Annotated in this window: 21 protein-coding genes; 9 read left to right on the forward strand and 12 right to left on the reverse strand. The window is 66.4% G+C overall.

Features of this window, described 5'->3' with window-relative positions:
* Nucleotide 1: 1 nt before the first annotated feature.
* The 5 genes from FJT57_RS05515 to FJT57_RS05535 all read right to left on the reverse strand — a co-directional run bounded on the left by FJT57_RS05515 (nucleotide 2) and on the right by FJT57_RS05535 (nucleotide 7,617).
* A complete protein-coding gene (locus FJT57_RS05515) occupies nucleotides 2–2,167 on the reverse strand; it encodes a DUF7846 domain-containing protein (protein WP_144902690.1) in 2,166 nt (721 codons plus the stop codon).
* Between the two features lie 105 nt (nucleotides 2,168–2,272).
* Entirely contained in the window at nucleotides 2,273–3,589 is a 1,317-nt protein-coding gene (locus tag FJT57_RS05520) for an ABC transporter ATP-binding protein (RefSeq protein WP_238993921.1), read from the reverse strand.
* Nucleotides 3,579–5,186 carry an ABC transporter permease gene (locus FJT57_RS05525; RefSeq protein ID WP_144902694.1) on the reverse strand — a complete coding sequence of 536 codons (1,608 nt, stop codon included), beginning with the start codon at nucleotides 5,184–5,186 and terminating at the stop codon, nucleotides 3,579–3,581. Before FJT57_RS05525 ends, FJT57_RS05520 begins: the two co-directional genes overlap by 11 nt.
* 25 nt (nucleotides 5,187–5,211) lie before the next feature.
* A complete protein-coding gene (locus FJT57_RS05530) occupies nucleotides 5,212–6,384 on the reverse strand; it encodes an extracellular solute-binding protein (protein ID WP_144902697.1) in 1,173 nt (390 codons plus the stop codon).
* Nucleotides 6,385–6,429: 45 nt separating this feature from the next.
* A complete protein-coding gene (locus FJT57_RS05535; protein WP_144902700.1) occupies nucleotides 6,430–7,617 on the reverse strand; it encodes an alpha-1 4-glucan-protein synthase in 1,188 nt (395 codons plus the stop codon).
* Nucleotides 7,618–7,673: 56 nt separating this feature from the next.
* Here FJT57_RS05535 and FJT57_RS05540 point away from each other — a divergent pair, with 56 nt between their 5' ends.
* Together FJT57_RS05540 and FJT57_RS05545 are read left to right on the forward strand one after the other, a co-directional pair.
* Nucleotides 7,674–8,207 carry an HPP family protein gene (locus FJT57_RS05540; protein ID WP_238993922.1) on the forward strand — a complete coding sequence of 178 codons (534 nt, stop codon included), beginning with the start codon at nucleotides 7,674–7,676 and terminating at the stop codon, nucleotides 8,205–8,207.
* Nucleotides 8,208–8,273: 66 nt separating this feature from the next.
* Nucleotides 8,274–9,542 (forward strand): DUF6498-containing protein, encoded by a 1,269-nt coding sequence (locus FJT57_RS05545; RefSeq protein ID WP_144902703.1) that lies wholly within the window; start codon nucleotides 8,274–8,276, stop codon nucleotides 9,540–9,542.
* Nucleotides 9,543–9,573: 31 nt separating this feature from the next.
* On the opposite strand, the gene FJT57_RS05550 is transcribed toward FJT57_RS05545, so the two are convergent.
* Nucleotides 9,574–11,934, reverse strand: coding sequence for a DEAD/DEAH box helicase (locus FJT57_RS05550; RefSeq protein ID WP_144904441.1), 2,361 nt, complete (start codon nucleotides 11,932–11,934; stop codon nucleotides 9,574–9,576).
* A 112-nt stretch (nucleotides 11,935–12,046) separates the two neighbouring features.
* On the opposite strand from FJT57_RS05550, the gene FJT57_RS05555 reads away from it, so the two are divergent.
* Nucleotides 12,047–12,598, forward strand: coding sequence for a GIY-YIG nuclease family protein (locus FJT57_RS05555; protein WP_144902706.1), 552 nt, complete (start codon nucleotides 12,047–12,049; stop codon nucleotides 12,596–12,598).
* A gap of 376 nt (nucleotides 12,599–12,974) precedes the next feature.
* Here the strand turns inward: FJT57_RS05555 and FJT57_RS05560 are convergent, their stop codons facing one another.
* Nucleotides 12,975–13,991, reverse strand: coding sequence for a PLP-dependent cysteine synthase family protein (locus tag FJT57_RS05560; protein ID WP_144904443.1), 1,017 nt, complete (start codon nucleotides 13,989–13,991; stop codon nucleotides 12,975–12,977).
* Between the two features lie 192 nt (nucleotides 13,992–14,183).
* Here FJT57_RS05560 and FJT57_RS05565 point away from each other — a divergent pair, with 192 nt between their 5' ends.
* Entirely contained in the window at nucleotides 14,184–14,570 is a 387-nt protein-coding gene (locus FJT57_RS05565; RefSeq protein WP_144902709.1) for a thioredoxin family protein, read from the forward strand.
* A gap of 48 nt (nucleotides 14,571–14,618) precedes the next feature.
* On the opposite strand, the gene FJT57_RS05570 is transcribed toward FJT57_RS05565, so the two are convergent.
* Nucleotides 14,619–16,919 (reverse strand): thioredoxin domain-containing protein, encoded by a 2,301-nt coding sequence (locus FJT57_RS05570; RefSeq protein ID WP_144902712.1) that lies wholly within the window; start codon nucleotides 16,917–16,919, stop codon nucleotides 14,619–14,621.
* A 130-nt stretch (nucleotides 16,920–17,049) separates the two neighbouring features.
* Here FJT57_RS05570 and purD point away from each other — a divergent pair, with 130 nt between their 5' ends.
* Together purD and FJT57_RS05580 are read left to right on the forward strand one after the other, a co-directional pair.
* Nucleotides 17,050–18,348, forward strand: coding sequence for a phosphoribosylamine--glycine ligase (gene purD / locus FJT57_RS05575; RefSeq protein ID WP_144902716.1), 1,299 nt, complete (start codon nucleotides 17,050–17,052; stop codon nucleotides 18,346–18,348).
* Nucleotides 18,349–18,424: 76 nt separating this feature from the next.
* On the forward strand, nucleotides 18,425–18,946 hold the full coding sequence (locus tag FJT57_RS05580; RefSeq protein WP_144902719.1) for an acyltransferase: 522 nt from the start codon (nucleotides 18,425–18,427) through the stop codon (nucleotides 18,944–18,946).
* Between the two features lie 3 nt (nucleotides 18,947–18,949).
* Here FJT57_RS05580 and FJT57_RS05585 read toward each other — a convergent pair whose 3' ends face one another.
* The 4 genes from FJT57_RS05585 to FJT57_RS05600 form a co-directional block, all read right to left on the reverse strand.
* Nucleotides 18,950–19,825, reverse strand: coding sequence for a mechanosensitive ion channel domain-containing protein (locus FJT57_RS05585; protein WP_144902722.1), 876 nt, complete (start codon nucleotides 19,823–19,825; stop codon nucleotides 18,950–18,952).
* On the reverse strand, nucleotides 19,825–20,640 hold the full coding sequence (gene dacZ / locus FJT57_RS05590; RefSeq protein WP_144902725.1) for a diadenylate cyclase: 816 nt from the start codon (nucleotides 20,638–20,640) through the stop codon (nucleotides 19,825–19,827). The genes FJT57_RS05585 and dacZ overlap by 1 nt, the downstream gene beginning before the upstream one ends.
* A 162-nt stretch (nucleotides 20,641–20,802) precedes the next feature.
* On the reverse strand, nucleotides 20,803–22,266 hold the full coding sequence (gene proS / locus FJT57_RS05595; RefSeq protein ID WP_144902728.1) for a proline--tRNA ligase: 1,464 nt from the start codon (nucleotides 22,264–22,266) through the stop codon (nucleotides 20,803–20,805).
* Nucleotides 22,267–22,339: 73 nt separating this feature from the next.
* Nucleotides 22,340–22,831 (reverse strand): hypothetical protein, encoded by a 492-nt coding sequence (locus FJT57_RS05600; RefSeq protein WP_144902730.1) that lies wholly within the window; start codon nucleotides 22,829–22,831, stop codon nucleotides 22,340–22,342.
* 271 nt (nucleotides 22,832–23,102) lie between these two features.
* Between FJT57_RS05600 and FJT57_RS05605 the strand changes: the two genes are divergently transcribed.
* From FJT57_RS05605 to FJT57_RS05615, 3 genes are all read left to right on the forward strand, one after another.
* Nucleotides 23,103–25,022, forward strand: coding sequence for a beta-CASP ribonuclease aCPSF1 (locus FJT57_RS05605; protein ID WP_144902733.1), 1,920 nt, complete (start codon nucleotides 23,103–23,105; stop codon nucleotides 25,020–25,022).
* Between the two features lie 157 nt (nucleotides 25,023–25,179).
* The gene (locus FJT57_RS05610) at nucleotides 25,180–25,587 is read left to right on the forward strand and encodes a methylglyoxal synthase (protein WP_144902736.1); all 408 of its coding nucleotides are present in this window, start codon (nucleotides 25,180–25,182) and stop codon (nucleotides 25,585–25,587) included.
* A 45-nt stretch (nucleotides 25,588–25,632) separates the two neighbouring features.
* Nucleotides 25,633–26,124: a DUF7332 family protein gene (locus FJT57_RS05615; protein ID WP_144902739.1), complete on the forward strand. Its 492-nt coding sequence runs from the start codon at nucleotides 25,633–25,635 to the stop codon at nucleotides 26,122–26,124.
* Nucleotides 26,125–26,163: the final 39 nt, after the last annotated feature.

The raw sequence follows: 26,163 nt of genomic DNA on the forward strand, positions 1-26,163 counted from the left end.
CTTACGACGCCGCGCGGGCGTCCGTTTCGACGGAGACGCCGTCGACGTAGTCGCCGTCGGGACCGACCCAGGTCCCTTCGGTACCGCACTCGGTCGTGAGTCGACAGACGCGCGTTTCCGGCGGCCAGACGGCCCGAACGCCCTCTTCCCCGCTCTCGACGGTGACTTCCTGGCGGTACGTGACGCTCGATCCGCCGACGCCGACGAACGTCACCACGAGATCGACTTCCGCGCCGTCGGCGGCGAGCGGGACGCCCCCGTCCGATCCGCCCTCGAAGCGGAGGTTCTCCGCGCGGGCCGCGTCCGGACCGATCGCCCACTCGACGGTGACCGTCTCGTTCGCTCGCGCGGTGTCCGGGACCGTGTATCGCGCGTAACCCTCGGGCGTCTCGACGCGCACGCTCGCAGTCGAGGCCCCGCGGGGGACGCCGACCGACGTGGTCGCGCGAACGGAGTCCGATTCGATGACGCGGAGTCGCTGGAGGTCGGAATTCACGGGGGTGTATGCGCCCGTCCAGTCACCGCGATAGGTGAAGCGGTACGGCGTCCGGTTCGCCGCGGCGAGGACGTCCAAGTCGCGCTCGGGCGAGCCGTCGGTGGCGTAGACGACGTCGCCGTCGTAGCCGGGATCGTATCGCAGGTACTGGAACGGATGCGCCTGCCAGTCCCCGTACGGATCGGGCGTGAACACCAGCGCGTCGTCGAATTCGCGATCCTCGAACGGCTCGTAGGTCGCCGCCAGACTGTCGGTCCGTCGCTCGTTGGCCGTGAACGGTTCTTCGAGAACCGCCCGCTCCGCCGACGCGACGACGGGGGCGGTAGCGACGAGGCCGACGAGGAGCGCGAGTTTCGCCCCCCGCCGGGAGATTCGGGAACTGAGCACTCCGACCACGCCGCGACAGACGAAGGCGATCCCGGCGGCGGCGAAGATCGAGACGGGGACGAGTGCGTCGAAGTGATAGAACGGCCCGAGCAGATCGATGAGCCCGTTTCGGAGGCCGTTGTGCGTCCCCCAGAAGTACGCCTCACCCAGAAAGACGGACGGCACGACCGCGAGGAGGACGGCCGCGACCTCGTGGGCGGACATATCGGCCGCCGGATCGAACCGCGAGCCTACCGCGTGGAGATGCCGGACGCGCACCAACTCGACGAGTCGGTCTCGGCCGCGCCAGCCCGCCGCGAAGACGCCGACGATCGCCAGAAGTGTGCCGAGAGCCCCGGCCGCGACCCACTCGGTGAAGAAGTACTCGACGACCGTCCTCGTCACGTCGGCGGCGAGTTCGGGCGTGTACTCGCGCTCGTAGTTGAGGATCTCTCGCGTCCCGAACCCGACGCCGTCGTTCGGCGCGAAGGCCGCGTACGGGAACAGCAGCGGGTCGCCCGTCACGACGGCGTTGTACGCGAGCGTCAGGCCGACGAACGCCGCTCCCGGAACCGCCACCGCGAGCGACCGCCCGAGAACCCGTCGGAACGGCGACGTCCACCCCGACCGCCGCCAGACGACTCCGAGCGAGACGAGCGAGTGCGCGATAAACGGGAGGGCGAAGAGAACCGCCGTGTACGAACGGCAGAAGAACGCGAGGCCGATCGCGGTCCCCGCTGCCACCCCCCACCGTCGGCTGCCGGTTCGCGCCGCGCGGACGTACGCGACCGCGAACGCGACGTTCAGAAGCGTCGCTGGCGCGTAGGAGAGAAACGTCGACGAGGTCAGCAGGAACAGCGGCGACGCCGCGAGCACCGGTATCGCGAGGAGCCCGACGCGGCGGTCGAACGCCACCGATCCGAGCGCGTAGACGCCCGTCGCCGTCCCCGCCGCGACGAAACCTAACGCGAGGTTCCAGTCGCCGAGAAGCCGCCCGACGGCGAAGATTGCCGGGGCGACCGGCGAGTACTTGCCGTACATCCTGACGCCGTCGCCGACGCCGTCGACGACGAAGAACCACGGTCTGACCGCCTCCCACGGGATCTCGCCGGGCCGGAGGAACAGCCGCCCCTCCAGGAGCATCGCGGCCTGATAGAGGTAGACGCCCTCGTCGTCGTTGACAGAGTGGTACGCGAAGAGGTCGATCGCGAGCGAATAGACGAGTCCCCCGACGGCGAGCGCGAGGACCGTGGCGACGACTCGTTCGGGGTGTTCACGGCTGGCGGCAGCGGTTCGTTTCGGCACTGTTCGTGCGCCGGATACCGTTTGTTTCGGCAGTTCACGCACTGCAGCGAGGACCTTTCGACCGGCCGCGCGGAACCGAGGATTGAGGGATCGCCGCGACACGGCTCACTCGCCGTATCGGGAATCGTCTTCGGGGCGTTGCTCGCGGGGGAACCACGCGAGTTCGTGGTCCGCGTCGAGTTCGAGGTCGACGGGCCCCGATTTGGGGATCTCCTCGTCGTGGTTGTGCATGCACTGGATCGATTCGCCGGTGTCCAACTCGACTTCGTACAGGAACGTCGGGCCCAGGTACCGCCGGGCGACGACGCGCCCGCAACTCGCCTCGACGCCCTCGCAGTCGAGCGTGCGCACGCTCACGTCGTCGGGGCGGACGAGCAAGTCGATCCGCGTGTGGTCGTACTCCGGTGCGAGACCGTGGATCTGCTCGCGCGGAACGGTCCCGAGATCGGTCTCGACGACGTCGCCGGAGACGTAGCCGGGGACGAAGCTCGCATAGCCCAGGAAGGCGGCGACGAACCTGGACTCGGGATGCTGGAAGACGCCTTCCGGATCGCCGATCTGCTCGATCTGCCCGTCGTTCATCACGGCGACGCGGTCGGAGATGGAGAGGGCCTCCTCCTGATCGTGCGTCACCGAGACGGCCGTCACGCCCGTCTCTTTGATGATCCGCCGCACCTCCTCGCGCATCTCCACGCGGAGGTCGACGTCGAGGTTCGAGAACGGCTCGTCGAGGAGGAGAATCTCGGGTTCGGGAGCCAAAGAGCGCGCGAGGGCGACCCGTTGCTGCTGCCCGCCGGAGAGCTGATCCGGGTAGCTGTCGCCCTGATCCGCGAGATCGACCAGTTCGAGCAGGTCGTCGACGCGCTCGCGGATCTCGTCGGCGGGGCGGTCCTTCAGCCCGAACGCGACGTTCTCTCGCGCGGTGAGGTGCGGAAACAGCGCGAACTCCTGAAAGACGACGCCGACGCCGCGCTCCTCCGGCGGCACGAACGTCGAGCCCGACACCGACCGGCCGTTCAGCCGTACCGCTCCTGCGTCCGGCTGTTCGAGTCCGGCGATGAGTCGAAGCGTCGTCGTCTTCCCACAGCCGGACGGACCGAGAAGCGTCAGGATCTCTCCATCCCTGACCGAGAGCGAGAGGCCCTCTACGACCAGTTCTGAGCCGTAGGACTTCCCGAGGTCGTCGAGTTCGAGAACGACGCTGTCGCCGACCTCAGATAGACCAGGGGGCGACGCTGTCCCTGTATGGCGTTCCTCGCCGCCGCGTTCACCATCGTCGCCGACGCCACCACCAGTGCTGTCGACGCCTCCACCGTCGCCGTCGACGCGTTCGCCGTCGCCGACGCGTTCACCGCGGTCTCCCGTTCGTTCGGTCCGTCGCTCCGCGTCCGACTCCACCGCAGACTGTGTGCTATTTGACATCATATCCCTCCTGTCTCAGTATCACGAGCATCGAGAGCCCCGAAACGAACAACAAGACCAGGGCCGGAATCGCCGCCTGTCCGAAGTAGCCCGATTCATACGCTGTCCAGATATGTGTGACGAGCGTGGTAAAACCCGACGGTCGCAGCAGCAGCGTCGCGGGCAGTTCCTTCATCGTCGTCAGGAAGACGAGCGCCGCGCCGCCGAACAAGCCGGGTGCGACCAGCGGGAGCGTCACGTAGCGGAACGCGCCCGCGGAGGTCTGCCCGAGCGTCCGCGCGGCCTCCGGAAGCGCCGGGTCGACAGAGAGGAACGACGCGCGGAGCGAGCCGACCGACTGCGGCAGGAACCGGATCACGTACGCGAACACCAGCAGGTACAGCGTCTGGTAGATCGGCGTCGCGTACTGGCTCCCGAAGAACACGAGCGCGAGGCCGAGGACCACGCCGGGGATGGCGTAGCCGACGTAGCTGAGGCGCTCGAACGCGGTCGGGACGAAGCCGTCGTACCGCGCCGAGAGGTACGCGACCGGAAGCCCGGCCACCACCGCGAGCGCCGCTGCCGCCGCCGCGACGGCGACGGAGTTGGCCGCGTACGACCACTGAAACGCCAGCGACTGATTGACCGTCGTCGAGGCGGTTCCGAGCCACGAGACCAGGATGACGACCGGGACGACGAGCGCCAACCCGGCCACGATGGCCGCAAAGCCCATCGCGGGGTAGCGCCACGCTCCGAGCGAGACGGCCGCCCGCGACCGGCCGCCCGCGGTCGTCCGCTCCTCGCCGCGGACGCGCGACTCCAGCCAGAGGATGAATAGCGTGACCGCGACCAGCTGCAGCGATAGCAGGGTCGCGGTGTCGCGACCGAACGTCCCGAACTCGACGAAAATGACGCGCGTGAACACGTCGTAGCGCATAATCGACGGCGTTCCGAAGTCAGCGAGGACGTAGAGCCCCGCGAGCAGCGCGCCCGCGGCGACGGCCGGGCGGATCTGGGGGATCGTCACCCGCCGGAACGTCTCCCAGCGGTCGTGTTCGAGCGTCCGCGCGGCATCGATCAGCGTCGTGTCCATCGACTTCAGCGACGCCCGCGCGGTGATGTAGACGTAGGGATAGGTGTACAGTGTGAGAATCAACACCGACCCTTCGAGACCGTAAATTTCGGGGATCCGCTCGATCCCGATCGGCGCGAGGAGCCGCTGGAACGCCCCCTGCGGACCGAACGCCGAGACGAACGCGAATGCGCCCACGTAGCTCGGAATCACGAGCGGAAGCGAGACGGCGATCGTCCAGAACCGACGGAACGGGAGATCCGTCCGCACGGTCAGATACGCCAGTGGAACGCCGATCAACACGCACGCGGCGGTCGTCAGCGTGACCAAAATCGCGCTGTTGAGAAAGACTTCGAGCGTCGTCGGTCGCGTCAGAAGCGCGAGCGCTTCCGTGAGGCCGACTTCGAGCCCGGTCTTGACGAGCCACAGCACCGGGAGAACCACGGCCGCGGAAACGGCGGCCGCCGCGACGGAAACGCCGAGCGGGAGCCGCGTCTGCCCGTCGCCCTCGTCGTCCGTCTTCGTCGTCCGGTGTTCCGTGGCCATCGTGACCTGTCTCTCTCGTCGGCCCTCAGAGGATGCCCGTCTCCCGGAGGAGTTCGATCGTCGTCTCGAGGTCCGACAGTTGTGACAGGTCTATATCCTCGGGCGGGTTCAACTCGTCGATCGTCGGGAGGCGGCCGATCGGCTCGACCTCGGGGACAAGGGGATACTCGAACGTGGTTCTGGCGAAGTAGTCCTGCGCCTCTGCCGAGAGGAGGTGGCGGACGAAGTTAGCCGCGAGCGTGTCGTCGGCGGCGGTGTCGAGGACGCACGCTCCGGCGACGTTGAACACCGCGCCAGCGTCGTTCCGGGTGAACGTGGTCGCGAGGGGGGTTCCGGTGCCGCGTCGCGCCAGCACGCGTTGGATGTAGTAGTGATTCGTCAGTCCGGCGGCGATCTCGCCGTCCGCGACGGCCCGGGCGATCTGGAACTCGTCGCCGTACTGGCTCACGCCGAGTTCCTGCATTCCCGCCAGCCACTCGCGGGTGGCGTCGTCGCCCTCGAGGATCCGCATCGCCGTGATGAACGCCTGGAAGGAGGAGTACGTCGGAGCCCAGCCGAGTTCGCCCTCGAACGCGGCCGTCTCCGGGAACGCCATAATGCTCTCGGGGATATCCGACTCCGAGAAGGTGTCCGTGTTGTACGGGATCGATCGGGCGCGGCCGGAGGTCCCGATCCACGACCCGTCGGGCGCGCGGAAGTTCTCCGGGACGAACTCCAAGACCTCGTCTGGGAGCGCCCGCGTGCGACCCCATTCGGCGAGGGTTCCGAGCGCGCCCGCGTTCACCGAGTAGAACACGTCTGCGGGGCTGTTGTCCCCCTCGATGTCGATCTGGTTTACGAGTTCGGCAGCCGAGTTGTACTGCGGGCGGACCGTGAAGTTCGGGTACTGGTCCTCGATGAAGCCCACGAGTTCGCCGACGAGCGCCTCGCCGCGGCCCGAGTACAGCGTCAGTTCCCCTTCGAGGTCGGGCATCTCCGACATCGGAACGCCGGAGAGGTCGCGGTCGCCGAAGGGTCCCTGACCGGACCCGATCTGTTCGGGAGAGTCCCCGCCGGATCCGTCGCCGCCCGTCTCTGTTTCCGTGGCGGTTCCGTCCCCGCCCGGCGTGTTACAACCCGCGACGCCGACGATGCCCGCGGCGGCCGCCGCCTGGAGGAATCGGCGGCGGGTCCGAGGCGCTTCGTTTCGTTCGTGCATAGTTGATTTAGGTCTACCTAAAAGGTATATACTTTCCGGTACGGTTCAGTCGTCCGCGACGGCGGCTTCCGGTTCCCGACGCTCGCTCTCGTCTCGGTCCGTCAAGTCGTCCAGTTCGTCGAGGCAGTCGAGCCAGTCGAGCCAGTACTCCCCACAGACGTTCAGGAACGCCCCGTTGTTCCACTCCGAGAAGTCGCCGTCGGCGAGCGCTCGCGCCATCGCGTGGGCGATTCCGCCCCACGAATCCGCGTCGTCGCCGACGACGTCGACGACCTCCCAGACGTGCTCGTTGAGTTCGAGACCCGGAACCTCGTTGTTCAGGTCGTCGAACGTCGGCCGCGGGGCCTTGTTGTGCTCGCAGAGCGGGTAGCCGTTGACGACGTCCTTCCCGAGTAGATCGGCCGCGCGTTTGAGGAACACGCCCGACCAGATGTCGTCGAACCGGCCGACGTCCCACTCGTTGTCGTCCATCGGGAGCTGGTAGAACGCCGGGATCACCTCGCGCTCGAAGGCGAGGTTCATCGAGCAGACGGTGAGGTACTGTCCCGGCTCCGCGACGAAGTCGCCGTCGAAGTCCGCCTTCCCGGTCCGGGTCTGCGCCTGCCCCTGCAGGTCGCCGTCCATCAGGATACGAACCGCATCGAGGTCCGGCACGTTCGTCCAGAGACCCTGCGAGGCGACGACGTCAGAGAGTTCCCGTGTGCCGGTCTGGACGTTCTCGTCCATCGCGGAGTACGGGTACCCACGGGGGTACAGGCCGTGTTCGTCGACGCGCTGATAGAGGACGTTCACCCAGCGCTCTTCGGAGCTGACGGACTCGACCTCGTCGGTCCGGTCGAGGTTGGTCATATGACGGCCGAAGAAGTCCCACTCGTCGTGCGGAAGCGTGTCGTCGTCGATGAACACGCCGCGCTCGAATCGCGGGTGTGCCCACAGATAGAGCAGCCCGAAACTGGTCTGGGCGTGCGACGCAGCAGGAATCAAGTGCGAAAAGGCGGCCAGCCCTCGCTCTTCGAACCACGCCTCGCGACGCGAACCGTCGTAAACCGCGCCGTCGACTCCCTCCTCTTCGAGCATCGCTTCCATCGCCTCGACGTCGCAGAAGTCCTCCGTGACGAGGAGGACGAACAGTCGGTCGAGGTCGAAGCCGTGGTCGCGGGCGTTCTCGAAGTACACCCGCATACAGTCGTAGTCGCGGATGGTCGGGACCACGACGCAGACGTCTTGGGTCATCGACTGTCACTCTTTAGGGCAGCCTAAAAGTTCTGTCGCTCTCGGCACGCCGCCCGATGCATCACAGAACCGAACCGCTCTTTGCGTTTCTCCATCTCTCCGGACTCGTGTCTCGGAAGGACGTGGGTGACGACGTCGCGGTGGGCCTCCGCGCGGGGCTCCTCCTATCGATCGCGGCCGCGGTAGCGTGGCTCTCGGGCGCGCCAGCCGTGTTCCCGAGTCTCGGCCCCTCGGCGTATGTCCTATCGACTGCGCGCCGGGGACCCAGCGGGCGCGTCGTCGTGGGCGGACACGCGGTGGGCGTCGTGGCGGGGTTGGTCTCGTACATCGCCGTCTCCGCGGTGGTTCCGGTTCCGGAGTCGCCGCTTCTGTTCGATCCGCCGTGGCTGGCGATCAGCGCGGTCCTCGCGCTGATGCTCACGACGATCGGGATGCGGCTTACGAACCTGGTCCACCCCCCCGCGTGCGCGACGACGCTCATCGTCTCGCTGGGGCTCCTCGAACCGCTCCCCGCGGTCGTAGTCGTGTTGCCCGCGGTGGCCTCGCTGCTGGTGGTCGATCGAGCGCTCGACGGCTCCCTGCGGCGGTGATCGGCCGGAGGTCGCTGCGACCGCGGGAATCGTGACACTCAACTGGTGAGCTCTACACCTTCGGCTGTGCGAATCCCTCCGCTACCGTACGCCGGTCCGCTGGCGGTGATTGCCTCGAACGCCGTTCTCCTCGTCGGCGTCTTCGCGCTGGGGTGGACCGCTTCCGCCCTCCTCGGAGTCTTCGTGCTCGAACTCGCTGCCGTGCTGTTCTGGACCGCGGTGAAGATCCCCTTCGCGGCGAAGCGCCCGAACAACGCGATGGGAGCGCATCGACTGTTGGGACCGGTACAGGCCAAGCGAGGCGGAATCGGCCTACTGAGGCCACTCCCGGACGTCTACCTCAGAAATCTCCCGACACTCGCGGTTACTGTCGTGCTCCTCGCACCCGTGGAACTCGGGGCCGCATTCCTCGTGTTCGCCCTTTCGGAGCCCGTCGTTACGACCGAAACGACGGGACAGATCCTCCTTGGCGGCGTCAGCGTGTTCGTCGGCCGCGGGGTCGAAACCGCGACCCACTACTTCCGCGACGGCGGCTACCGCGATCACTCGCCGCGCTCGGTGCTGTTGATCCCGTTCAAGCACGTCTTCGCTGTCGGGACGCTCATCTTCGTCGCCGGATCGTTCGACGTCACCAGCACCGCGGTCCTGGCGCTGATCGTCGGCGGAAAAGTGATCTACGACCTCCGCGCGATCCAGGTCGACCGCGACGACGACAAGCGGGGGATCTTCTACCGGCTGTACGGCAGCGCGGAGACGGAGATCACGCCCGTTCGGATCGCCGAACCGGACGCCGAGCCGATCGTTCGGATTCGGCCCACGCGACTGACTCGCGTCGCCGACGCGCTCTACCGCGGGTTCACGTACACCGTGACCAGCGGCGTCCTCCTCCTGTACGTGATCGGGGCGCTCCTCGCGACGTTCGCTCCGTTACGGCTCGCAGCGTATCCACTCGTGGTGATTCTCGCGCTCGCCGCGCTCCGCGCCGGTTCGTGGTTTCTCCGCTACGGGACGCTGGAGTTCCGGTGCTACGAGCACGTGCTCGTCGCCTACGACACGTGGCTCGACGAACCACAGCAGCGGATCGAACGCGGCGACGTGACCGCCGTCAGCGTTAACACGGACCTCGTCGACCGGGCGTTCGGGACGGCGACGGTCGAATTCGAGCGACCGACCGGCGATGGATCCGAGATCCAACTCACCGTTCCGGACCCGGAGGACGTCGAACGCGACGACTCCGAGGGTTCGATGACCGTTCCCCACGTCGAGAATCCGTCTACCGTCGCCGACGCGCTCGGCGTCGGATGGCAGTACGAGCGGGACGTCGGGGCGTCGTAGCCTCGAGACTCCTCTCCAGAACGGAGCGCCCTCACTCGTCCGTCGAAAGCGCGTCCAGCAGACACACCGCCTCCGCCTTCGAGAGCGGATCGTTGGCGTTTCCGCAGTGCGGCGACTGCACGCAGGCCGGACAGCCGTCCGCGCAGTCGCAATCGGCGATCATCTCACGCGTGCGTCGGAGCAGCGTCTCGATCTCGTCGTAGCCGCTTTCGGCCAGGCCGACACCGCCGGGGTAGCCGTCGTAGACGAAGATCGTCGACCGCCCGGTGTGGGAGTGATGCGGCGTCGACAGCCCGCCGATATCGCCGCGATCGCAGAGGAACGAGAGCGGAAAGAGCGAGATCATCCCGTGCTCGGCCGCGTGAATCCCGCCGTTGAAGCCGTACTCGCCGCCCGTCTCCCGCATCTCTCGCTCGACGTCGTCGGGAACCGTGAAATACAGCGCCGTCGTCCGCAGCGTCGTCTCGGGAAGATCGAGCGTCTCCCGACCGATGGCCTCGCCGCGGCGCGGGTCGCGCCGCTCGAACCCCGTGATCTGCTTGCGCATCGTCACCTCGGCGAACCGGATCTCGGTCTCCGACCGCGACGACAGCGACTTCGCCCGGCGATCCTCCTCGACGGTGATGGTCTTGTCGTGAAGCACGCGGGTGTAGTAGTCGGCCCACGTGGGCTGCAGGATCGCGAGGTCGCGGTCCAAATCGAGCCCGGTCACCTCGTACGTCGTCCCCTGGTGGTGGTAGATCGCGCCGCGATGGGCGTCACGCAGGGCGTCGGTGAACGACAGCGACGAGATCACCTCGTTCGAGCGCGAATCGAGAAGATCGATCTCTCGACGTTCGATCGTCCGGAGGCTCATTTCGTGTTGGGGGCTCCCGCCGCCGCTGTGCGTCCAGCGGGTTCCCTCCTCGGTCTCGCGCCGTTCGAGCCGTCCCGCCTCGGAGAGCGAGCGGACGACGTCCGGGAACGACTCGCCGAAGTGCTGCTCGTCGTCGGCCCGAAGCCAGTTTTCCGCGGCCGCCGACGCGACGTGATCGGGGAGTAGTTCGTCGTTCGCGGGGTCGCAGACCGCGCGTTCGGGGTCTCCCGTCCAGAACTCCTCTGGATGCCGGAGCAGGTACTGATCGAGTTGGTCCTCGCCGCCGACGAGCACCACGAGCGCGTCGTCGTCACCGCGTCCGGCCCGCCCGGCCTGCTGGAACGCCGACATTCGGGTGCCGGGATAGCCGTCGATCAGGACCGCATCGAGCTCCCCGACGTCGACGCCGAGTTCCAGCGCGTTGGTCGACCAGACGCCACGAACGGACCCGTCGTGCAGCCCCGATTCGATCTCGCGCCGTCGGTCGTGGTTCAACGCGGCCTGATACGCCGTCACCGACGCCGCCGCGTCGCGTTCGCCGCGCTCGCGGAGGTCGCTGGCGCTCTCGGTGGCGTAGCGTTCGGCCGTCTGTCGCGCCCGCGTGAACGCGAGCGTCTGCAAGCCGCGAGAGACGAGGTCGACGAAGAGGTTCTCCGCCTCAACGTGACTCGATCGGCGGCGACCGCTTTCGCGTGTGGTGTTACCGTCGGCTGACGTCGCTACGGACTGCTCGCTGGCGTACTCAGGCGGGTTCCACAGCAGCCAGTGCTTCGTTCCCGTCGCGCTGGTGTCCTCGTCGACGAGTCGAAAGGTCTCCGCAGCCCTCCCGGTCACCCGTGCGGCGTGTTCCACCGGATTTCCGATCGTCGCCGAGCAGCAGACGTACTGCGGGTCGCTCCCGAAGCGCTCGCAGATCCGGTCGAGTCGACGCAGCGTCAGCGCGACGTGGCTCCCGAAGACGCCGCGGTAGCCGTGAATCTCGTCGATCACGACGGTTTCGAGCGATCCGAAGAACCACTCCCAGAGCCGGTGGGCGTGCGGCAACAGCGCGTAGTGCACCATATCCGGATTCGAGAGCAACACCGTCGGGCGGCGGTCGCGGACGTCGCGCTTTTCCGACTGCGAGAGCCGCCCGGTGTACTGATCGACCGACACGCGACTGCCGAATCCGAGCCCGCGTGCCAGGTCCGCGAGCGTCTCTTCCTGATCGGCGATCAGCGCGTTCTGCGGGCCGAGATACAGCGTCCGACCGCCGTGGTCCATCGCCCGCTCGAACGCCGGGACGGTGTAGGCCAGGCTCTTCCCGCTCGCCGTTGGGGTCGCGAGTACGACGTTCTCACCGTCCCGTACCGCCTCGATCGTCTCCGCCTGGTGTCGGTACAGGCGATCGATTCCTCGTTCTGTCAACGACTTCTCCAATCGAGGTTCGAGTTCGACGTCGGCGTACTCGGCGGACGCCCCCTCGACTCGACGGTGGTCCGTGATCTGATCGGTGTAGTACCGCCGCTGTTTTATCCAGTCGACGAGTTCGTCGATCCCGGCGCGCTTATCCACGGTTATCGGGTCTCTCGGCACGGCGTATCCGTCACCGTTTCGGTCGGCGACACGGTCCAGCACGACTTTGGGCACCGACGCCCTCGGTGAGCGTATGTCAGAGGAAGGCGACGACGCTGCCGATGCCCGACGACCAGTCGTCGTCGATCCCGACGCGATCGCTGTGGGGACAGACGCCTTGGGAATCGGCCGCGGAACGGCACCTCCCGGAAGCTACGTGCTCCTCTTTTCCCTTGAGACGTCCCTGACCACCACAATCGGGGCGCTCGGAGCAGTGACGTTCGATTCCCCCGCGTACGCGTACGTCGGCAGCGCGTTCGGCTCGAACGGCCTCGGACGCATCGACCGGCATCGACGCGTTGCGGCGGGGGAACACGACGTTCGACACTGGCACATCGATTACTTCGGCGGCCATCCCGACGTCACCCTAGACGCCGTCGTCGCGGCGCCGCACGCCGATATCGAGTGCCGAGTGGCGGCGGGACTCCGCGAGCGCGTGGGATCTTCGCCCGAGGGCGTTCCCGTTCCGTGCGACGGGGTCGGCGCCTCCGACTGTGGGTGTGGATCGCACCTGTTCGCGTTCTCCGGTTCCGATTCTCCCCGTGCGACGGTAGTCGGGACAGTCGACGAACTCGTCCGTAAATAACTAACGTATGTGATGAGAGGATAGCCTCACGTCGTGACTTCTCGCGCGACGGCCGTCCGGGCAAGGCGGCCGTCGCGCGTGTGTAGCGTCTGTGACCGTCGAATCGGTCACCAGACAGAGACACGAAGCATCGTGTCCCAGATCGAAAACGCTACCATATGCCGGTTGTCAGAGGCACCCCGGCATAAAATAATTCGACGTCCTGATACTTATATTCTCCTACTTATACAACCCCTTTACTGGCTGACAGTGTCACTTTCGTAAATAAAGCGTTTTTCAACCGATACATCGTTGCTCAGATAGTGCCTGTGCCGAGATTCTTGAAACGTACTGACAGCCATCTGTTAGCTAGTAGCACGTTTCGTATATCCGGACGTCAGTCGAACATTCCGGTCGACATGTAGCGTTCTCCACTGTCCCAGAACACCGTGATGACGAGCGGACAGTCCGTCGACGCGCTCTCGGACTCTTGGACGTCGCCCGATTGGTCGGACGCCCCAGAACCTGCCTGTCCGGACTTCCGATCGATGATGAACTCGGGTTCGGCGTCGTCGCACTCGATAGTCGGCTCGGCGAGTCGTTCCGCGACGCGCTTGGCCGCGAGGTTCGACGCGCCGGAGGACTGGCCGACCAGAATGCCCTCCTCGCGCGCGAGTCGCCGACACTCGGCCTCCGCCTCGTCGATCGTGACGGTCTCGACGTCGTCGAGGAGATCCCGATCGAGGTTCGGGCTGACGAATCCCGGCCCCATTCCCTGGAAGTCGTCGGCACCGGGTTCGCCGCCCGACAGCACGGCGTTGTCCGCGGGTTCGACGGCGACAATCTCCATCTCGGGGAACTCCTCGCGCAGTCGACGACCGATCCCGGTGATCGTCCCGCCGGTGCCGACGCCCGCGACGAGGGCGTCGACGCGCCGATCGCCGATCTGGTCCAGGATCTCCTCGCCCGTGGTCAGGTAGTGAGCCTCGGGATTCGCGGGGTTCTCGAACTGCCGGAGCTGGATCATCCCCTCCGCCTCTTCGAGTTCGTCCGCTCGGTCTTTCGCCTCCGAGATCTCGCCGTCAACGAGTTCGATATCGGCCCCGTAGGCCTTCATAATCGCCCGACGCTCCGGCGACTTCGATCCCGGCATCACGACCGTGAGGTCGTAGCCCTTCGCGGCCGCGACGACGGAGAGCCCGATTCCCGTGTTGCCGCTCGTCGGTTCGACGAGCGCGTCGCCGGGTTCGATCTTCCCCTCGCGTTCGGCCCGCTCGACCATCGCGAGCGCCGGTCGGTCCTTCGCCGAGCCGCCGGGGTTCTTCGATTCGATCTTCGCCGCGATCGTCGCGCCCGGCGGCGAGTCGACGCGGACCAGCGGCGAACCGATGGCCTCCAGCACGTTCGCGTTCATCGACTCCACGTTCGTCACTGGGGCACAAGACGGTGACGGCGTCGGCCACGTGATGCCGGTATCCGAGACGCGGTCGCCGAAACGTACCGGTGACGTACGCGAGGGCCGACGATACGCGAACAACCGGCGATACGCGAAGGCCGACGATCGATCACCGCGGGGTTTACGCCCGCCGCCGACATATCGGGGGGTATGTCAGAAGCCGATTCCGAAGGCGGAACGCTCGAAACGATGCGGCCGAACCCCGCGTGGGACGCTGATTCCTACCCAGACGCCGTCGAGGCACTCTCAGCGGACGGACTCGTCTTCCGCGTCTGGGGCGGCGACTGGTGCGGTGACTGCCGCGGCCAACTCCCCGACTTCGGGGCCGCCCTCGACGCCGCGGAGGTTCCCGACGACCGGATTCACCACTACCCGGTGGAAAAGGAAGCGGACGGCAGTAAGACCGGCCCGCTCGTCGACGAGTACGATATCGAACTGATCCCCACCGTGGTTGTCGAGCGCGACGGCGAGGAGGTCGCCCGCTACGTCGAAGACGAGGGTGTGCCGATCGCGGTCTATCTCGCTGAACAGTTGTAGATCCGCTCTGTGGACCGGCTGTCGGCCGATCGCGAACGACGACTCTCCCTACTCCTCGTCGCCGACATCAGGAAGCGACACGTCGCTTTCGACTGATTCGACTTCTGCGCCGACTGCTCCGTCCGCAGCGTCATCGAACCATCCGAGTGCCTCCCCCAGCGAGTGCGTCGGCGGCGAGCACGTCCGATCCTCGCAGACGTAGATCGTCGGCTCGTCGCCTCGCATCTCCCGCCCCTTCCAGACCGCCGGGATCTCCGTGACCCCGAGCGCGTCGAGCCAGTCATCGAGGTCGCCGTCGCTCGGCGGGCGTGGGGAGACGGTCGCGTCCGGGAGGTACGTCGTCGCCAGTGACTCCCGAACCGAATCGGGAAGGGGAATCGGCCCGGGAAGCGGGGCCGATTCGCGCGAAACCGACGCGTCCGACCTATCGGCAGCGTCGGCGGCGACGACGACTTCCGTTCCGCCCCGCGTCCGCTCGTCTGCCGCCAGCGCCAGCGAGACGTGTTCGAGCGGCCGCCCGCGGATGCGGTTCGCGTGGGTGTCGAGCACCGCCCCGGCGACGTCGCCGAAGTTCTCTCCGGGAGCGAACGCGTCGAGATCGAGGAGCAGGCGGGTGGCGACGCCAGCGCTGGAGGGCGTCGACTGGTCCTGTAGCTCCTGCGGTCGGGTGACGAGCGCCTCGCCGTCTGCGGGCGTCAGATACAGCGTTTTTGCATCGCTGTCGTAGAACTCGCCCACGATCACCCGGGCGAGGTCCAGCGCGAACGCGAGGTGATCGACGTCGCCGGTCGTCTGATACAGGTCGAACGCGCCGCGCGCGAGGAACGCGTAATCGTCGAGGTACGCCTCGCCCTTCACGTCGCCGTCCTTGTACCGTCGGGAGAGCCGCTCGTCTCTCTCGTCCCACAGGTGCTCGCGGACGAAGCCGAGCGCGTCCGTCGCCAAGTCGGTGTAGGTGTCATCGCCGAGGACGAGCCCGCCGCGAGCGAGACTCGAAATTGCGAGCCCATTCCAGGACGCCAGAATCTTCTCGTCGCGCGCCGGGCGAACGCGTTCCTCGCGCCGGGCGAACAGCGCGCGCCGAGCGTCTTCGAGACGCTCGACGATCTCGCGCTCCTCGCGGTCGTACGTCGCGGCGAGGTCCGGAATCGACGCGTCGATGGTGAGGACCGTCCTCCCCTCGAAGTTTCCCCCGGCCGAGATTCCGAACCGATCGAGCGCGATGTCGGCGGTCAGTTCGTCGCCGATGGCCTCCCTCGCCTCCTCGGGCGTCCAGACGTAGTACTTCCCTTCTTCTCCCTCGCTGCGGGCGTCGAGCGTGCTGAAGAGGCCGCCCTCGTCGTGTCTGAACTCCCGCGCGAGGAAGTCGAACGTTTCGCGGGCGATCGTCGCGTACGACTCCCGCCCGGTGAGCTGATACGCCGAGAGATAGACCCGGGGGATCTCGGCGTTGTCGTACAGCATCTTCTCGAAGTGGGGCACCGTCCACTCGCGGTCGGTGGCGTAGCGGTGGAAGCCGCCGCCGACGTGGTCGTAGAGCCCGCCCGCCGCCATCGCGTCGAGCGTCGTCGTCGCCGCCGAGAGCGCGTCGTCGGTCCCGCTGCGAACGTACGAACGGAGCAACGCGTCGATTCGTCCCGGTTGCGGGAACTTCGGCCCGCCGGACCCGAAACCGCCGTGCTCGCGGTCCGTCGCTCGAAGTGCCGCCTTCGCGACGGTTCCGAGCGCGCCGCCGTCGTCTGCAGTCCTCTCCGAGGCGGACGGCCCGCTCGATTCCGATGCACCGTTCGACCCCGTCCCCTCGGCTCCAGTCGTCTCCAACTGATCTCTGAGCGCGTCCGTCCACTGCTGTGCACGGTTTTCGATCTCGTCGCGATCCGACGTCGACTCCCACGACGCCGCGAACGACCGGCAGACGTCCAGGAACCCCGGCACGTTTCCGCGTTGCGGATTCTCCTGTTTGGGGAAGTACGTGCCGACGTAGAACGGCTTACCCTCCGGCGTGAGCCACACGGAGAGCGGCCACCCGCCGCCGCCCGTGACGAGCTGGCAGATCGTCTGGTAGACGCGATCCAAATCCGGGCGCTCCTCGCGGTCGACCTTGATCGGGACGAAGGAGTCGTTGAGGACGGTCGCGACCGCCTCGTCCTCGAAGCTCTCCTCGGCCATCACGTGACACCAGTGGCACGCGGAGTAGCCGACCGAGAGGAAGATCGGTCGATCGGTCGCTTGCGCGGCGTCCAACGCGGCCTCGTCCCAGGGCTGCCAGTGCACAGGGTTATCGGCGTGTTGCCGAAGATACGGGCTCTCCTCCTCGTCGAGCCGGTTCCGTGACAGTGGATCGTCCATACCCGCGGTAGGGGAGTCATCGGGAAAAGCGGTGTGACCCACTCGCTCCTGGCGCAGAAACCCAAGATCGTGCATAATCACTGATCAAAAAAGAGCAACCTTTACACTCCCCTGTGTACGCCATCCGGGTATGTCCAACTCGGAGACGGTGCTTCTCGTCGGCGGCGGCGGGCGCGAGCACGCGATCGCTCGCGCGCTGTCGTCGGATGCGGCGTGCGAGCTGTACGCGTGTGCGAGCAACCGAAACCCCGGAATCGCCTCGCTCGCTGCGGGGTTCCGGACGATCCCGGAGACGGCAGTCGAGGACGTCGTCGCCTACGCGACCGACGTCGACGCCGACCTCGCCGTCATCGGTCCGGAATCGGCGCTGGAGGCGGGCGTCGCCGCCGCGCTCGACGACGCCGGAATCTACACGTTCGGGCCCGACGCCGAGGCCGCTCGGATCGAGACGGACAAGGCTTTCCAGCGGGAGTTCATGGAGGCCGAATCGATCCCCGGCTGCCCGGATTACGCCGTCTTCGACGATACGGAGGCCGCCTGTGAGTACATCGACGCCTACGACGGCGACCTCGCGGTCAAGCCCGCGGGTCTCACCGGCGGCAAGGGCGTGAAGGTCATCGGTGACCAGGTGGACCGAGAGGGAGCCAAGGCCTACCTCCGAGAGAACGACTACGAGGAGGTCGTCCTCGAAGAGCGCCTGATCGGCGAGGAGTTCACCGTCCAGGCGTTCGTCGCGAACGGCGACGTCCGACCGACGCCCGCCGTGCAGGACCACAAGCGCGCCTACGAGGGCGACGAGGGCCCGAACACCGGCGGGATGGGAAGCTACAGCGACGCCGGGCCCGAGTTGCCCTTTATGACGAGCGAGGACTACGCCGACGCCGTCGAGATCCTCGAAGCCGTCGTCGATGCGCTGCCGGAGTACAAGGGGATCCTCTACGGGCAGTTTATGCTCGGTGCCGAGGGCCCCAGGGTCGTCGAGTTCAACGCCCGCTTCGGCGACCCGGAGGCGACCAACACGCTCCCCGTCCTGAACACGTCGTTCCTCGACGTGCTCACCGCGGCCCGCGACGGCGAATCGCTACCGCGACTCGAATTCGCGGGAAAGGCGACCGTCTGCAAGTACGCCGTTCCCGAGGGTTATCCCACGAATCCGAAAAGCGGCGCGAAGATCACCGTCGACGAGGAGAGCGTCGGCGAGGCGCTCCTCTTTTACGCCAGCGTCGACGAGCGCGAGGACGGCCTCTACACCACGACCTCGCGCTCGTTCGCGGTCGTCGGCGTTGCCGACTCGATCGCGGACGCCGAGGAGCAGGCCGAAGACGCGCTCGCGGCCGCTGGCGACGGCCTGCGCGTCCGCCACGACGTCGGCACGGCCGACCTCGTCCAGCGTCGGATCGACCATATGAACGAACTCCGCGGCGAGTAAGCCCGCAAGCGGCGGGAGGTCATCCTCCCGCGGTCGACGAGCGAACCTTTTGGTTTCTCGGCCACAACGAACGGTCGTGAGCGACGACGACACCCGCAGACACGACCGATTGCAGCGACACCCCACGCCCGGTCCGTCGAACTCGTTACGGTACTGGACCGACGCGAAACCGGTCTGGCGGGTCGCGCTCAACTACCTCCTCGTGTGGGTCGCGCGCATCGCGCCGTCGCTCCGCGCGCGAAACTGGGCGCTCCGACGCCTCGGCGTGACCGTCGGTGAGGGGGTGTCGTGGGGGCTCGAAGCGACGCCGGACGTGTTCTGGCCCGAACTGATCACGCTCGGCGATCACGTCGTCGTCGGCTACGATTCGGTGATCCTGTGCCACGAGTTCCTACAGGAGGAGTACCGAACGGGCGAAGTCGTCGTCGGCGACCGAGCGATGATCGGCGCGAAGGCCGTGCTCCTTCCGGGCGTCAGGATCGGCGAGGGCGCGCAGGTGGCCGCGAACTCGCTCGTGACGCGCGACGTGCCGCCGAACGCGACGGTCGCGGGCGTGCCAGCGCGACCGATGAGTGACGGTGAGGAACGAGACGGCTAATCGTCAGTTTCGAATCCGAACGACGCCTTCCGCGAAGACGAGGCTGTTGGGGACGATGAACTCCTCGCCGTTGTTCTCGACGTGGGTGACGAACAGGTTCACTTCCTGGACGATGCCCCGTCGCTCGCCGATGGCGACCTCGTCGCCGATCGAGTAGGGCTGGTTCAACAGCAGGTACGATCCGGCGGCTCCTGATTTCAGCAGGTCCGAGAGCGCGATGGCCGTGAGGAGCACGAGGGCGAAGAGATACACCGCTAAGAGGACGACGAGTGCGAGCGTCGCGACGCCGAGCTGTGAGAGCGCGACCAGAATGGCGACGTAGAAGACCGTGAACTTCGCGAGTCGCGGGAAGATACCGATCTGCGGGAGCTTGACCCCGGTGAGACGCTCGCCGACGACGAGGTGGATCTTGTCGCCGACGACGACGCCGACGATGAGGATGACGATGGCGAAAAACAGTTGCGGGAGGAACTCGACGGTTCGACGCCAGAAGCTGGCGGCTACAGTGATGTTCGCGACCGACAGCACCGCGAGAAACGTGACCCCGAGGATGAAAAAGCGGACGAGGGTTCCGAGTACCTCGACCGTCGAGGTTTCGAACTCCCTCGCTGCTCGCTCGAACGCGGTCCCTTCGATCGCCTCGGGAACGCCTAACCGAACGAGCAGACGCGTCGTGAGCGATCCCAGCAACAGGGCCGCGAGCACGCCGCCAACGACGATGAACAGGGCGGCCCACACCCCTCTCGGGACGGCTCCGAAGACGTCCGGTAACCGCCCGAGGTCGACTTGGAGTGTCGCCGGGAGGAGCAGCGACACGTCGTCGCTACCCGGTAGCGCTGCGGCGCTCGCCACCGTCCCAACGGCTTCGTGACCCGTCATCAGTACTCCTCCGGATCGATCTCCAGGATGATCTGTCCGCTCTTGAACGCCCGGACGAGGCCGTCAGATTCCGAGAGGACGATCGCCGTCGCGTTCGTGTCGCGAGTGATCGCCGCACCCGCCATATGGCGCGCACCGAGACCTTTCGGAATGTCGACGCCCTCCGCCGCGGGTTCGAGGTACCGATACGCGCTGACGAGTTTCCCCGAGTCACTGATGACGAACGCGCCGTCCAGTCTGGAAAACTCCTTGAGCATCACGTTCACGATCGGGTCGCCGACGTGGACGTGGGACTTCTCGAAGGGGTTGTACGACAGCGGTCGGGACTTGTTCATCACCTTTCCGGCGTCGCCGACGACGAACAGCGCGCCCACGGGCTTGCCCTTCTGACCCTTCTTGCCCAGTTCGATCGCGACCTCGAAGACGTCGCGGATGACGCTCGGGTCCGCCCGTGAGTTTGCGAACAGGTCGTAGATTCCGGAGCGCATCGCTTCTTCGACCCGCACGCGAACGACGCCGTCGGGATCGCCGTCGAAGATGCGGACGCTGCAGGTGACCACGTCCCCCTCTTCGACGAACCCCCGTTCGAGCGCCCCCTCGACGCCGAATTTGATCCGGTCCCTGATGTTGTCGAACTCCAGCGGCAGTTCGACGTACGTCTCGGCGTCGACGTCGTTTTCGGGGGCGACGACGACCACCTGCTCGTCGAGGTCGGCGTCGGCGAACCGCTCGTAGTGGGAACTGCTCGGCGAGAACAGGAACACGCTCTCGACGTCCGACACGACATCTCCCAGGAGGTCCGATAGCGCCGACATTAGTCTCTCTACTCACCCGTCGCTGTAAAGCGTTGTGGGACGTTCTCGCGGGTGATATCAGTCTGACGGCTGTCTGACAGGAGTCGGACGCGACCGACCGAGCGGAGGATTTCGATCCGTCCAGCGTCAGTTATGCGGCGATCAGTGCCGACCGGCGACCCGTCAGTACGACTTCGCGAAGTACGCGGTCTCTGTCGCGTCGTCGCCGCAGATCGCACACGCTTCGTCGTGGTGCATACCGGACTCGTCGTCGAGCGGGACCATCACGATCTCGGCGGCGATCTGGTCTTTGATCTCGGTCTCACACGCCTCCTCGCCGCACCACGGAGCCTTCACGTAGCCGCCGTGCTGGCCGATCGTTCCGAGGATGTCGGCGCGGGAGTCGGCCTCGCGGACGTTCGAGTCGAGGTTCTCCTCGGCGGCGGCGTACAGCTTCGCGTACACCTCGTCGAAGTGGGATTCGACGGTCTCGGCGATGTCCTCGCGGTCGACTTCGGTCGACTCGCCGTCCGGCCGGTGGACGAGCGTAACCGTCCCGTCTTCGGCCTCGTTGGGGCCGATCTCCATTCGCACGGGGACGCCCTTCAACTCCCACTCGTTGAACTTGAATCCGGGATTTCGCTCGTCGCGGTCGTCGAGTTCGACGCGGACGCCCGCCGCTTCGAGGTCTTCGGTGATCTCCTCGGCGTATTCGAGGACGTCCTCCTTCGTGTCGGCCTGCCAGATCGGTACGACGACGATCTGCTCGGGCGCGATCGCTGGCGGCAGCACGAGCCCCTGATCGTCCGAGTGCGTCATAATGAGCGCGCCGATCGCGCGCCAGGAGAGCCCCCACGAGGTAGTGTGGGCGATCTGGGAATCCTCGTCCTCGTCGGTGTATGTGATGTCGAACGCCTCTGCGAACGACGTCCCGAGGTAGTGGGAGGTCGCCCCCTGCACGGACTTGCCGTCGGGCATTAATGCCTCGACGGTCGTCGTCGTGTCCGCGCCGGGGAACTTGTCGTGCTCGGGCTTCGCACCGCGCAGGACGGGCATCGCGAGCAGGTCCTCGTAGGTGGCCTCGTACTGGTCGAGTCGGCGCATCGTTTCGTTCCAGGCGTCCTCGCGGGTGGCGTGCGCCGTGTGGCCCTCCTGCCAGAGGAACTCCTTCGTCCGGAAGAACGGCTTCGTCTCGGTCGCCTCCCAGCGGACGACCGATGCCCACTGGTTCACTCGCAGGGGTAAGTCGCGGTGGCTGCGAACCCATTGAGAGATGTACGGCGTGATGATCGACTCTGAGGTCGGCCGCACGGCGAGTCGCTCTTCGAGTTCCTGGTTGCCCGCCTTCTCGACCCAGGCGACCTCGGGATCGAAGCCCTCGACGATGTCCTTCTCGCGTTCGAGGTAGCTCTCGGGGATGAAAAGCGGGAAGTACGCGTTCTGGACGCCGGTGTCTTTGAACAGGGAATCGAGGTGTCCCTGAATCCGCTCCCAGAGCTCGTAGGCGCGCGGTCGCGTCACGATGAAACCGCTCATCCCCTCGGGCGCGTAGTTCGCGAGGTTGGCCTTCTGGACCACCTCGGCGTACCACTCGCCGGTGTTGTACTCCTTCGACTCGGTGATTCCGAGTTCCTGCTCGTCGCTCATTACGTATTTCGAGCCCCACGGCGGTCTTAAATCTCCTGAAGCGACCCCGTATGCGTCTCTCTGTGACGACCCCTCAGCGCGGGCTGTCGGAACCGACGCCGAAGGGGCTCTCTCGCGCTCGCCACTCCCAACCCGGCAGCCGGGTCTGAAAACCCGCTGCCAGCGCCGCGTCGAGGTCGTCGACGCCCGCGCCGCCGTCGCTGTGGGTCGTCACGTCCGCGTAGTGGAACGTCGCCTGCGCGAGCAGCGACAGGGGCGTGCCGCCCGCGATCGTGGCGGCGAGTTCCCGACCGAGTATCTCGTCGACGACGAACCCCGGATAGTCGCCCGTGACGTCCAGTTCTCGGAGGATCGCGATGTACCCGGCGGCGTTGACGGCGACGTCGCCGTCGGCGAACACGGCCTCGACTTCCTCGCGGTACTCGGTCGTCGAAACCCGTCCGACATCGGTCTCGAACAACTCACCCAGCCGTTCGCGGGTGTCGTTGATCAACGGCACGACCTCGTCAGCCCGCGCGTCTACCCACGCTGCCTCGCTTGCGACCCGCCCGGGTGTGATCTTCATACGCCCTCGACGCCCCCTCGGGATTTCGGTTTTGCGAAGGCTTTTATACGGCGGCGGGTCTATTTCGGACCAAGCGGGTTTTCCCTGTCTTTCCACAGCCAGGACCGCCAGACATCGTCGTTCACAACGCCTACGTTAGTCCTATGCTCTCTCACGCGACAACGTTGTTCTCCCACACCGACAGTTCGTTTGCGCGGCCGCGACCGCTGTGGAACCGAGGATCCCCGACCAATCGTCCGTCAGCGATCACCACGACGGAACGCTCTCAGTTATGAGTTCAGTAGATACGCAACTCGAGGAGTTGAAAGCAGAAGTCACCGCGGAGCTACCGGCCGACATTTCGGTGTCGGACGTCACCTACGAGGGACCGGAACTGGTTATCTATACCCGAGATCCGAAACGGTTCGCCCGGGACAGCGATCTCATCAGGGACCTCGCCGGAAAGCTCCGAAAGCGAATCACCGTCCGCCCGGACCCGGCGTCGTTGTCACCGCCCGAGACGGCCAGAGATCGGATTCTCGACGTCGTTCCCGAGGAGGCAGGCGTCACCGACCTCGACTTCCACGAGGACATCGGAGAGGTCGTCATCGAGGCGCAGAAACCCGGGATGGTCATCGGTCGACACGGAGCGACGCTCCGAGAGATCACCCAGGAGGTCGGCTGGACGCCGGAGGTCGTTCGGACGCCTCCGATCGAGTCCTCGACGGTCTCGAACGTCCGGAACTTCCTCAAGCAGGAGCGCGACGACCGCCGCCAGATTCTCGAACGCGTCGGCCGACAGATCCACCGCGAACAGCTCTCCGACGAGGAGTGGGTTCGGATAACGACCCTCGGCTGCTGCCGGGAGGTCGGCCGCGCGGCGTTCATTCTCTCGACCGCCGAGACGCGGATCCTCATCGACTGCGGCGACAAGCCCGGCTCCGACGACGTCCCGTATCTGCAGGTTCCGGAAGCGCTCGGCGCGGGCGCGAACTCCCTCGACGCGGTCGTGCTCACGCACGCGCACCTCGACCACTCGGCGTTGGTGCCGCTGCTCTACAAGTACGGCTACGACGGGCCGATCTACACGACCGAGCCGACGCGGGATCTGATGGGACTACTCCAACTCGACTACCTCGACGTGGCGGCCAAAGAGGGACGGACGCCCCCCTACGAGTCGGAGATGGTCCGCGAGGCGATCAAGCACACCATCCCGATCGAGTACGGCGACGTCACCGACATCGCACCCGACGTCAAACTGACGTTCCACAACGCGGGACACATCCTCGGATCGGCGGTGACGCACTTCCACATCGGCGACGGTCTCTACAACGTGGCGTTCTCCGGCGACATCCACTACGATGACACCCGGTTGTTCAACGGCGCGGTCAACGACTTCCCGCGCGTCGAGACGCTCGTCTTAGAGTCGACCTACGGCGGCCGCAACGATTACCAGACCGATCAGGAGGACGCCGAACAGAAGCTGATCGAAGCGATCAACGAGACGTACGACCGCGGCGGGAAGGTCGTGATTCCGGCCTTCGCCGTGGGCCGCTCCCAGGAGATGATGCTCGTCCTCGAAGAGGCGATGCGCACGGGGAAGATCCCGAGTATGCCCGTCCACTTGGACGGGATGATCTGGGAGGCGACCGCGATCCACACCACGTATCCCGAGTACCTCCGCGACGACCTCCGCGACCGGATCTTCCACGAGGACGACAACCCGTTCCTCGCCGACGAGTTCAACCACATCGACGGCGGCGACGACGAGCGACAGGAGGTCGCAGACGGCGATCCCTGCATTGTTCTCTCGACCTCGGGAATGGTCACCGGCGGCCCGATTATGTCGTGGCTCAGACACCTCGGCCCCGATCCGGATTCCCGACTCCTCTTCGTCGGCTACCAGGCGCAGGGGACGCTCGGTCGTCGCATCCAGAACGGCTGGGACGAGATCCCGATCGGGGGCGACCGCGTCGGTCGCTCGGACACGCTGAACCTGGAGATGGACGTCAAAACCGTCGACGGGTTCTCCGGCCACGCCGACAGGCAGGGACTTGAGAACTTCGTGAAGACGATGAACCCGCGCCCCGAGAAAATCCTCTGTGTGCACGGCGACGAACGGTCGGTACAGGACCTCTCCTCGGGACTGTACCACGACTACAACCTGCGGACGTTCTCGCCGAAGAACCTCGAAACGTTCCGGTTCCGCTGAGCGGACCGGCGTCGGTCGCCGTCTCATCGCCCGTAGCCGAAGCCCCGCTATCGACGAATATTCATGAGCCAGACGTCGCCTACCCCGACGAACCTTCATCAGCGAGGCACCGCAGATCTCGACGAACCTTCATCATCGGAGCAACCGTCTGTCGAGTATGCGCCTCGCGCTGATCGCCCACGACGAGAAGAAACCGGACATCATCGAGTTCGCCCAGACCCGGCGCGCGGACCTCGAACGGTTCGAGTTGATGGCGACCGGCACGACCGGCAAGCGATTGCAGGACGCGACCGGCCTCGATATCGAGCGGAAGCAGTCGGGTCCGTTCGGCGGCGATATGCAGATCGGCGCGGAGATCGCCGACGGGACCTGCGACGGCGTCATCTTCCTGCGGGATCCGCTCACTGCCCAGCCGCACGAACCCGACATCACCGCGTTGCTACGGATCTGCGACGTGCACGCGGTCCCGCTGGCGACGAACCTCGCGAGCGCGGACGCCGTGCTCGACGAACTCGTCAGGAGCCTCGACGACGCCGAATCGGATGCGGGCGACTCTCACAACTGAGAACCGCGCCGCGAGACTTAATCCGGAGAGCGCCGAACGGCCGGTATGCGCCGCCGGGTCTCCGTCACCCACCTCGGGCTCGCCGTCCGCCTCGCTCTCGTCGCCGCGCTGGTCGCCTCAGTCGCGGCCGTCGGCGTCGCGCCCGCCGCCGCTCAGTCGGGGGATGCGTCGACCGGATCCGATCCAGCGGGCGAGGCACAGCGGTGTTTCCCGTCCGGCGGTCACGACCTCACGATCGGTGACGGCAACCCGCACATCGACGTGACCGTCCACACCTCGCTTTTCACCTCCGCACCGCCGAGCGCGCTCGGACTGGCGGCCGACGGCGTCGCGCTCGATCACGACGTCGTGGGACTCCGAACCGGCGTCGTCTTCGATGGTGTCCCCGAAGAGGCGTCGGCGGAGGCGGTCTGGAACGCCTTCGCGATCCTCTTCGATTACCGGCTCTCGCTGCCGATGTTCACCGACAGCGTCGACGAATCGACGTACGAGCCGACCGGCGGCCCGGTTTCGGGCGTCGAGACGCGCGAGTGTTGAGACCCGATGATTTTTCACAGACTCTATTGATGTTCTTGT

Origin of the sequence: Halobellus captivus (assembly GCF_007655485.1) — an archaeon.
GTDB lineage: Archaea > Halobacteriota > Halobacteria > Halobacteriales > Haloferacaceae > Haloquadratum > Haloquadratum captivum.

Excerpts from the sequence above, each read along its gene's own strand:
- FJT57_RS05530 (WP_144902697.1), bottom strand. The coding sequence starts at position 6,384 with ATGCACGAACGAAACGAAGCGCCTCGGACCCGCCGCCGATTCCTCCAG.
- FJT57_RS05565 (WP_144902709.1), top strand. The coding sequence starts at position 14,184 with ATGTCAGAAGCCGATTCCGAAGGCGGAACGCTCGAAACGATGCGGCCG.
- dacZ (WP_144902725.1), bottom strand. The coding sequence starts at position 20,640 with ATGTCGGCGCTATCGGACCTCCTGGGAGATGTCGTGTCGGACGTCGAG.
- FJT57_RS05520 (WP_238993921.1), bottom strand. The coding sequence starts at position 3,589 with ATGTCAAATAGCACACAGTCTGCGGTGGAGTCGGACGCGGAGCGACGG.
- FJT57_RS05610 (WP_144902736.1), top strand. The coding sequence starts at position 25,180 with ATGCGCCTCGCGCTGATCGCCCACGACGAGAAGAAACCGGACATCATC.
- FJT57_RS05540 (WP_238993922.1), top strand. The coding sequence starts at position 7,674 with ATGCATCACAGAACCGAACCGCTCTTTGCGTTTCTCCATCTCTCCGGA.
- FJT57_RS05600 (WP_144902730.1), bottom strand. The coding sequence starts at position 22,831 with ATGAAGATCACACCCGGGCGGGTCGCAAGCGAGGCAGCGTGGGTAGAC.
- FJT57_RS05605 (WP_144902733.1), top strand. The coding sequence starts at position 23,103 with ATGAGTTCAGTAGATACGCAACTCGAGGAGTTGAAAGCAGAAGTCACC.
- FJT57_RS05615 (WP_144902739.1), top strand. The coding sequence starts at position 25,633 with ATGCGCCGCCGGGTCTCCGTCACCCACCTCGGGCTCGCCGTCCGCCTC.
- FJT57_RS05535 (WP_144902700.1), bottom strand. The coding sequence starts at position 7,617 with ATGACCCAAGACGTCTGCGTCGTGGTCCCGACCATCCGCGACTACGAC.
- FJT57_RS05525 (WP_144902694.1), bottom strand. The coding sequence starts at position 5,186 with ATGGCCACGGAACACCGGACGACGAAGACGGACGACGAGGGCGACGGG.
- purD (WP_144902716.1), top strand. The coding sequence starts at position 17,050 with ATGTCCAACTCGGAGACGGTGCTTCTCGTCGGCGGCGGCGGGCGCGAG.
- FJT57_RS05585 (WP_144902722.1), bottom strand. The coding sequence starts at position 19,825 with ATGACGGGTCACGAAGCCGTTGGGACGGTGGCGAGCGCCGCAGCGCTA.
- FJT57_RS05570 (WP_144902712.1), bottom strand. The coding sequence starts at position 16,919 with ATGGACGATCCACTGTCACGGAACCGGCTCGACGAGGAGGAGAGCCCG.
- FJT57_RS05560 (WP_144904443.1), bottom strand. The coding sequence starts at position 13,991 with ATGAACGCGAACGTGCTGGAGGCCATCGGTTCGCCGCTGGTCCGCGTC.
- FJT57_RS05555 (WP_144902706.1), top strand. The coding sequence starts at position 12,047 with ATGTCAGAGGAAGGCGACGACGCTGCCGATGCCCGACGACCAGTCGTC.
- proS (WP_144902728.1), bottom strand. The coding sequence starts at position 22,266 with ATGAGCGACGAGCAGGAACTCGGAATCACCGAGTCGAAGGAGTACAAC.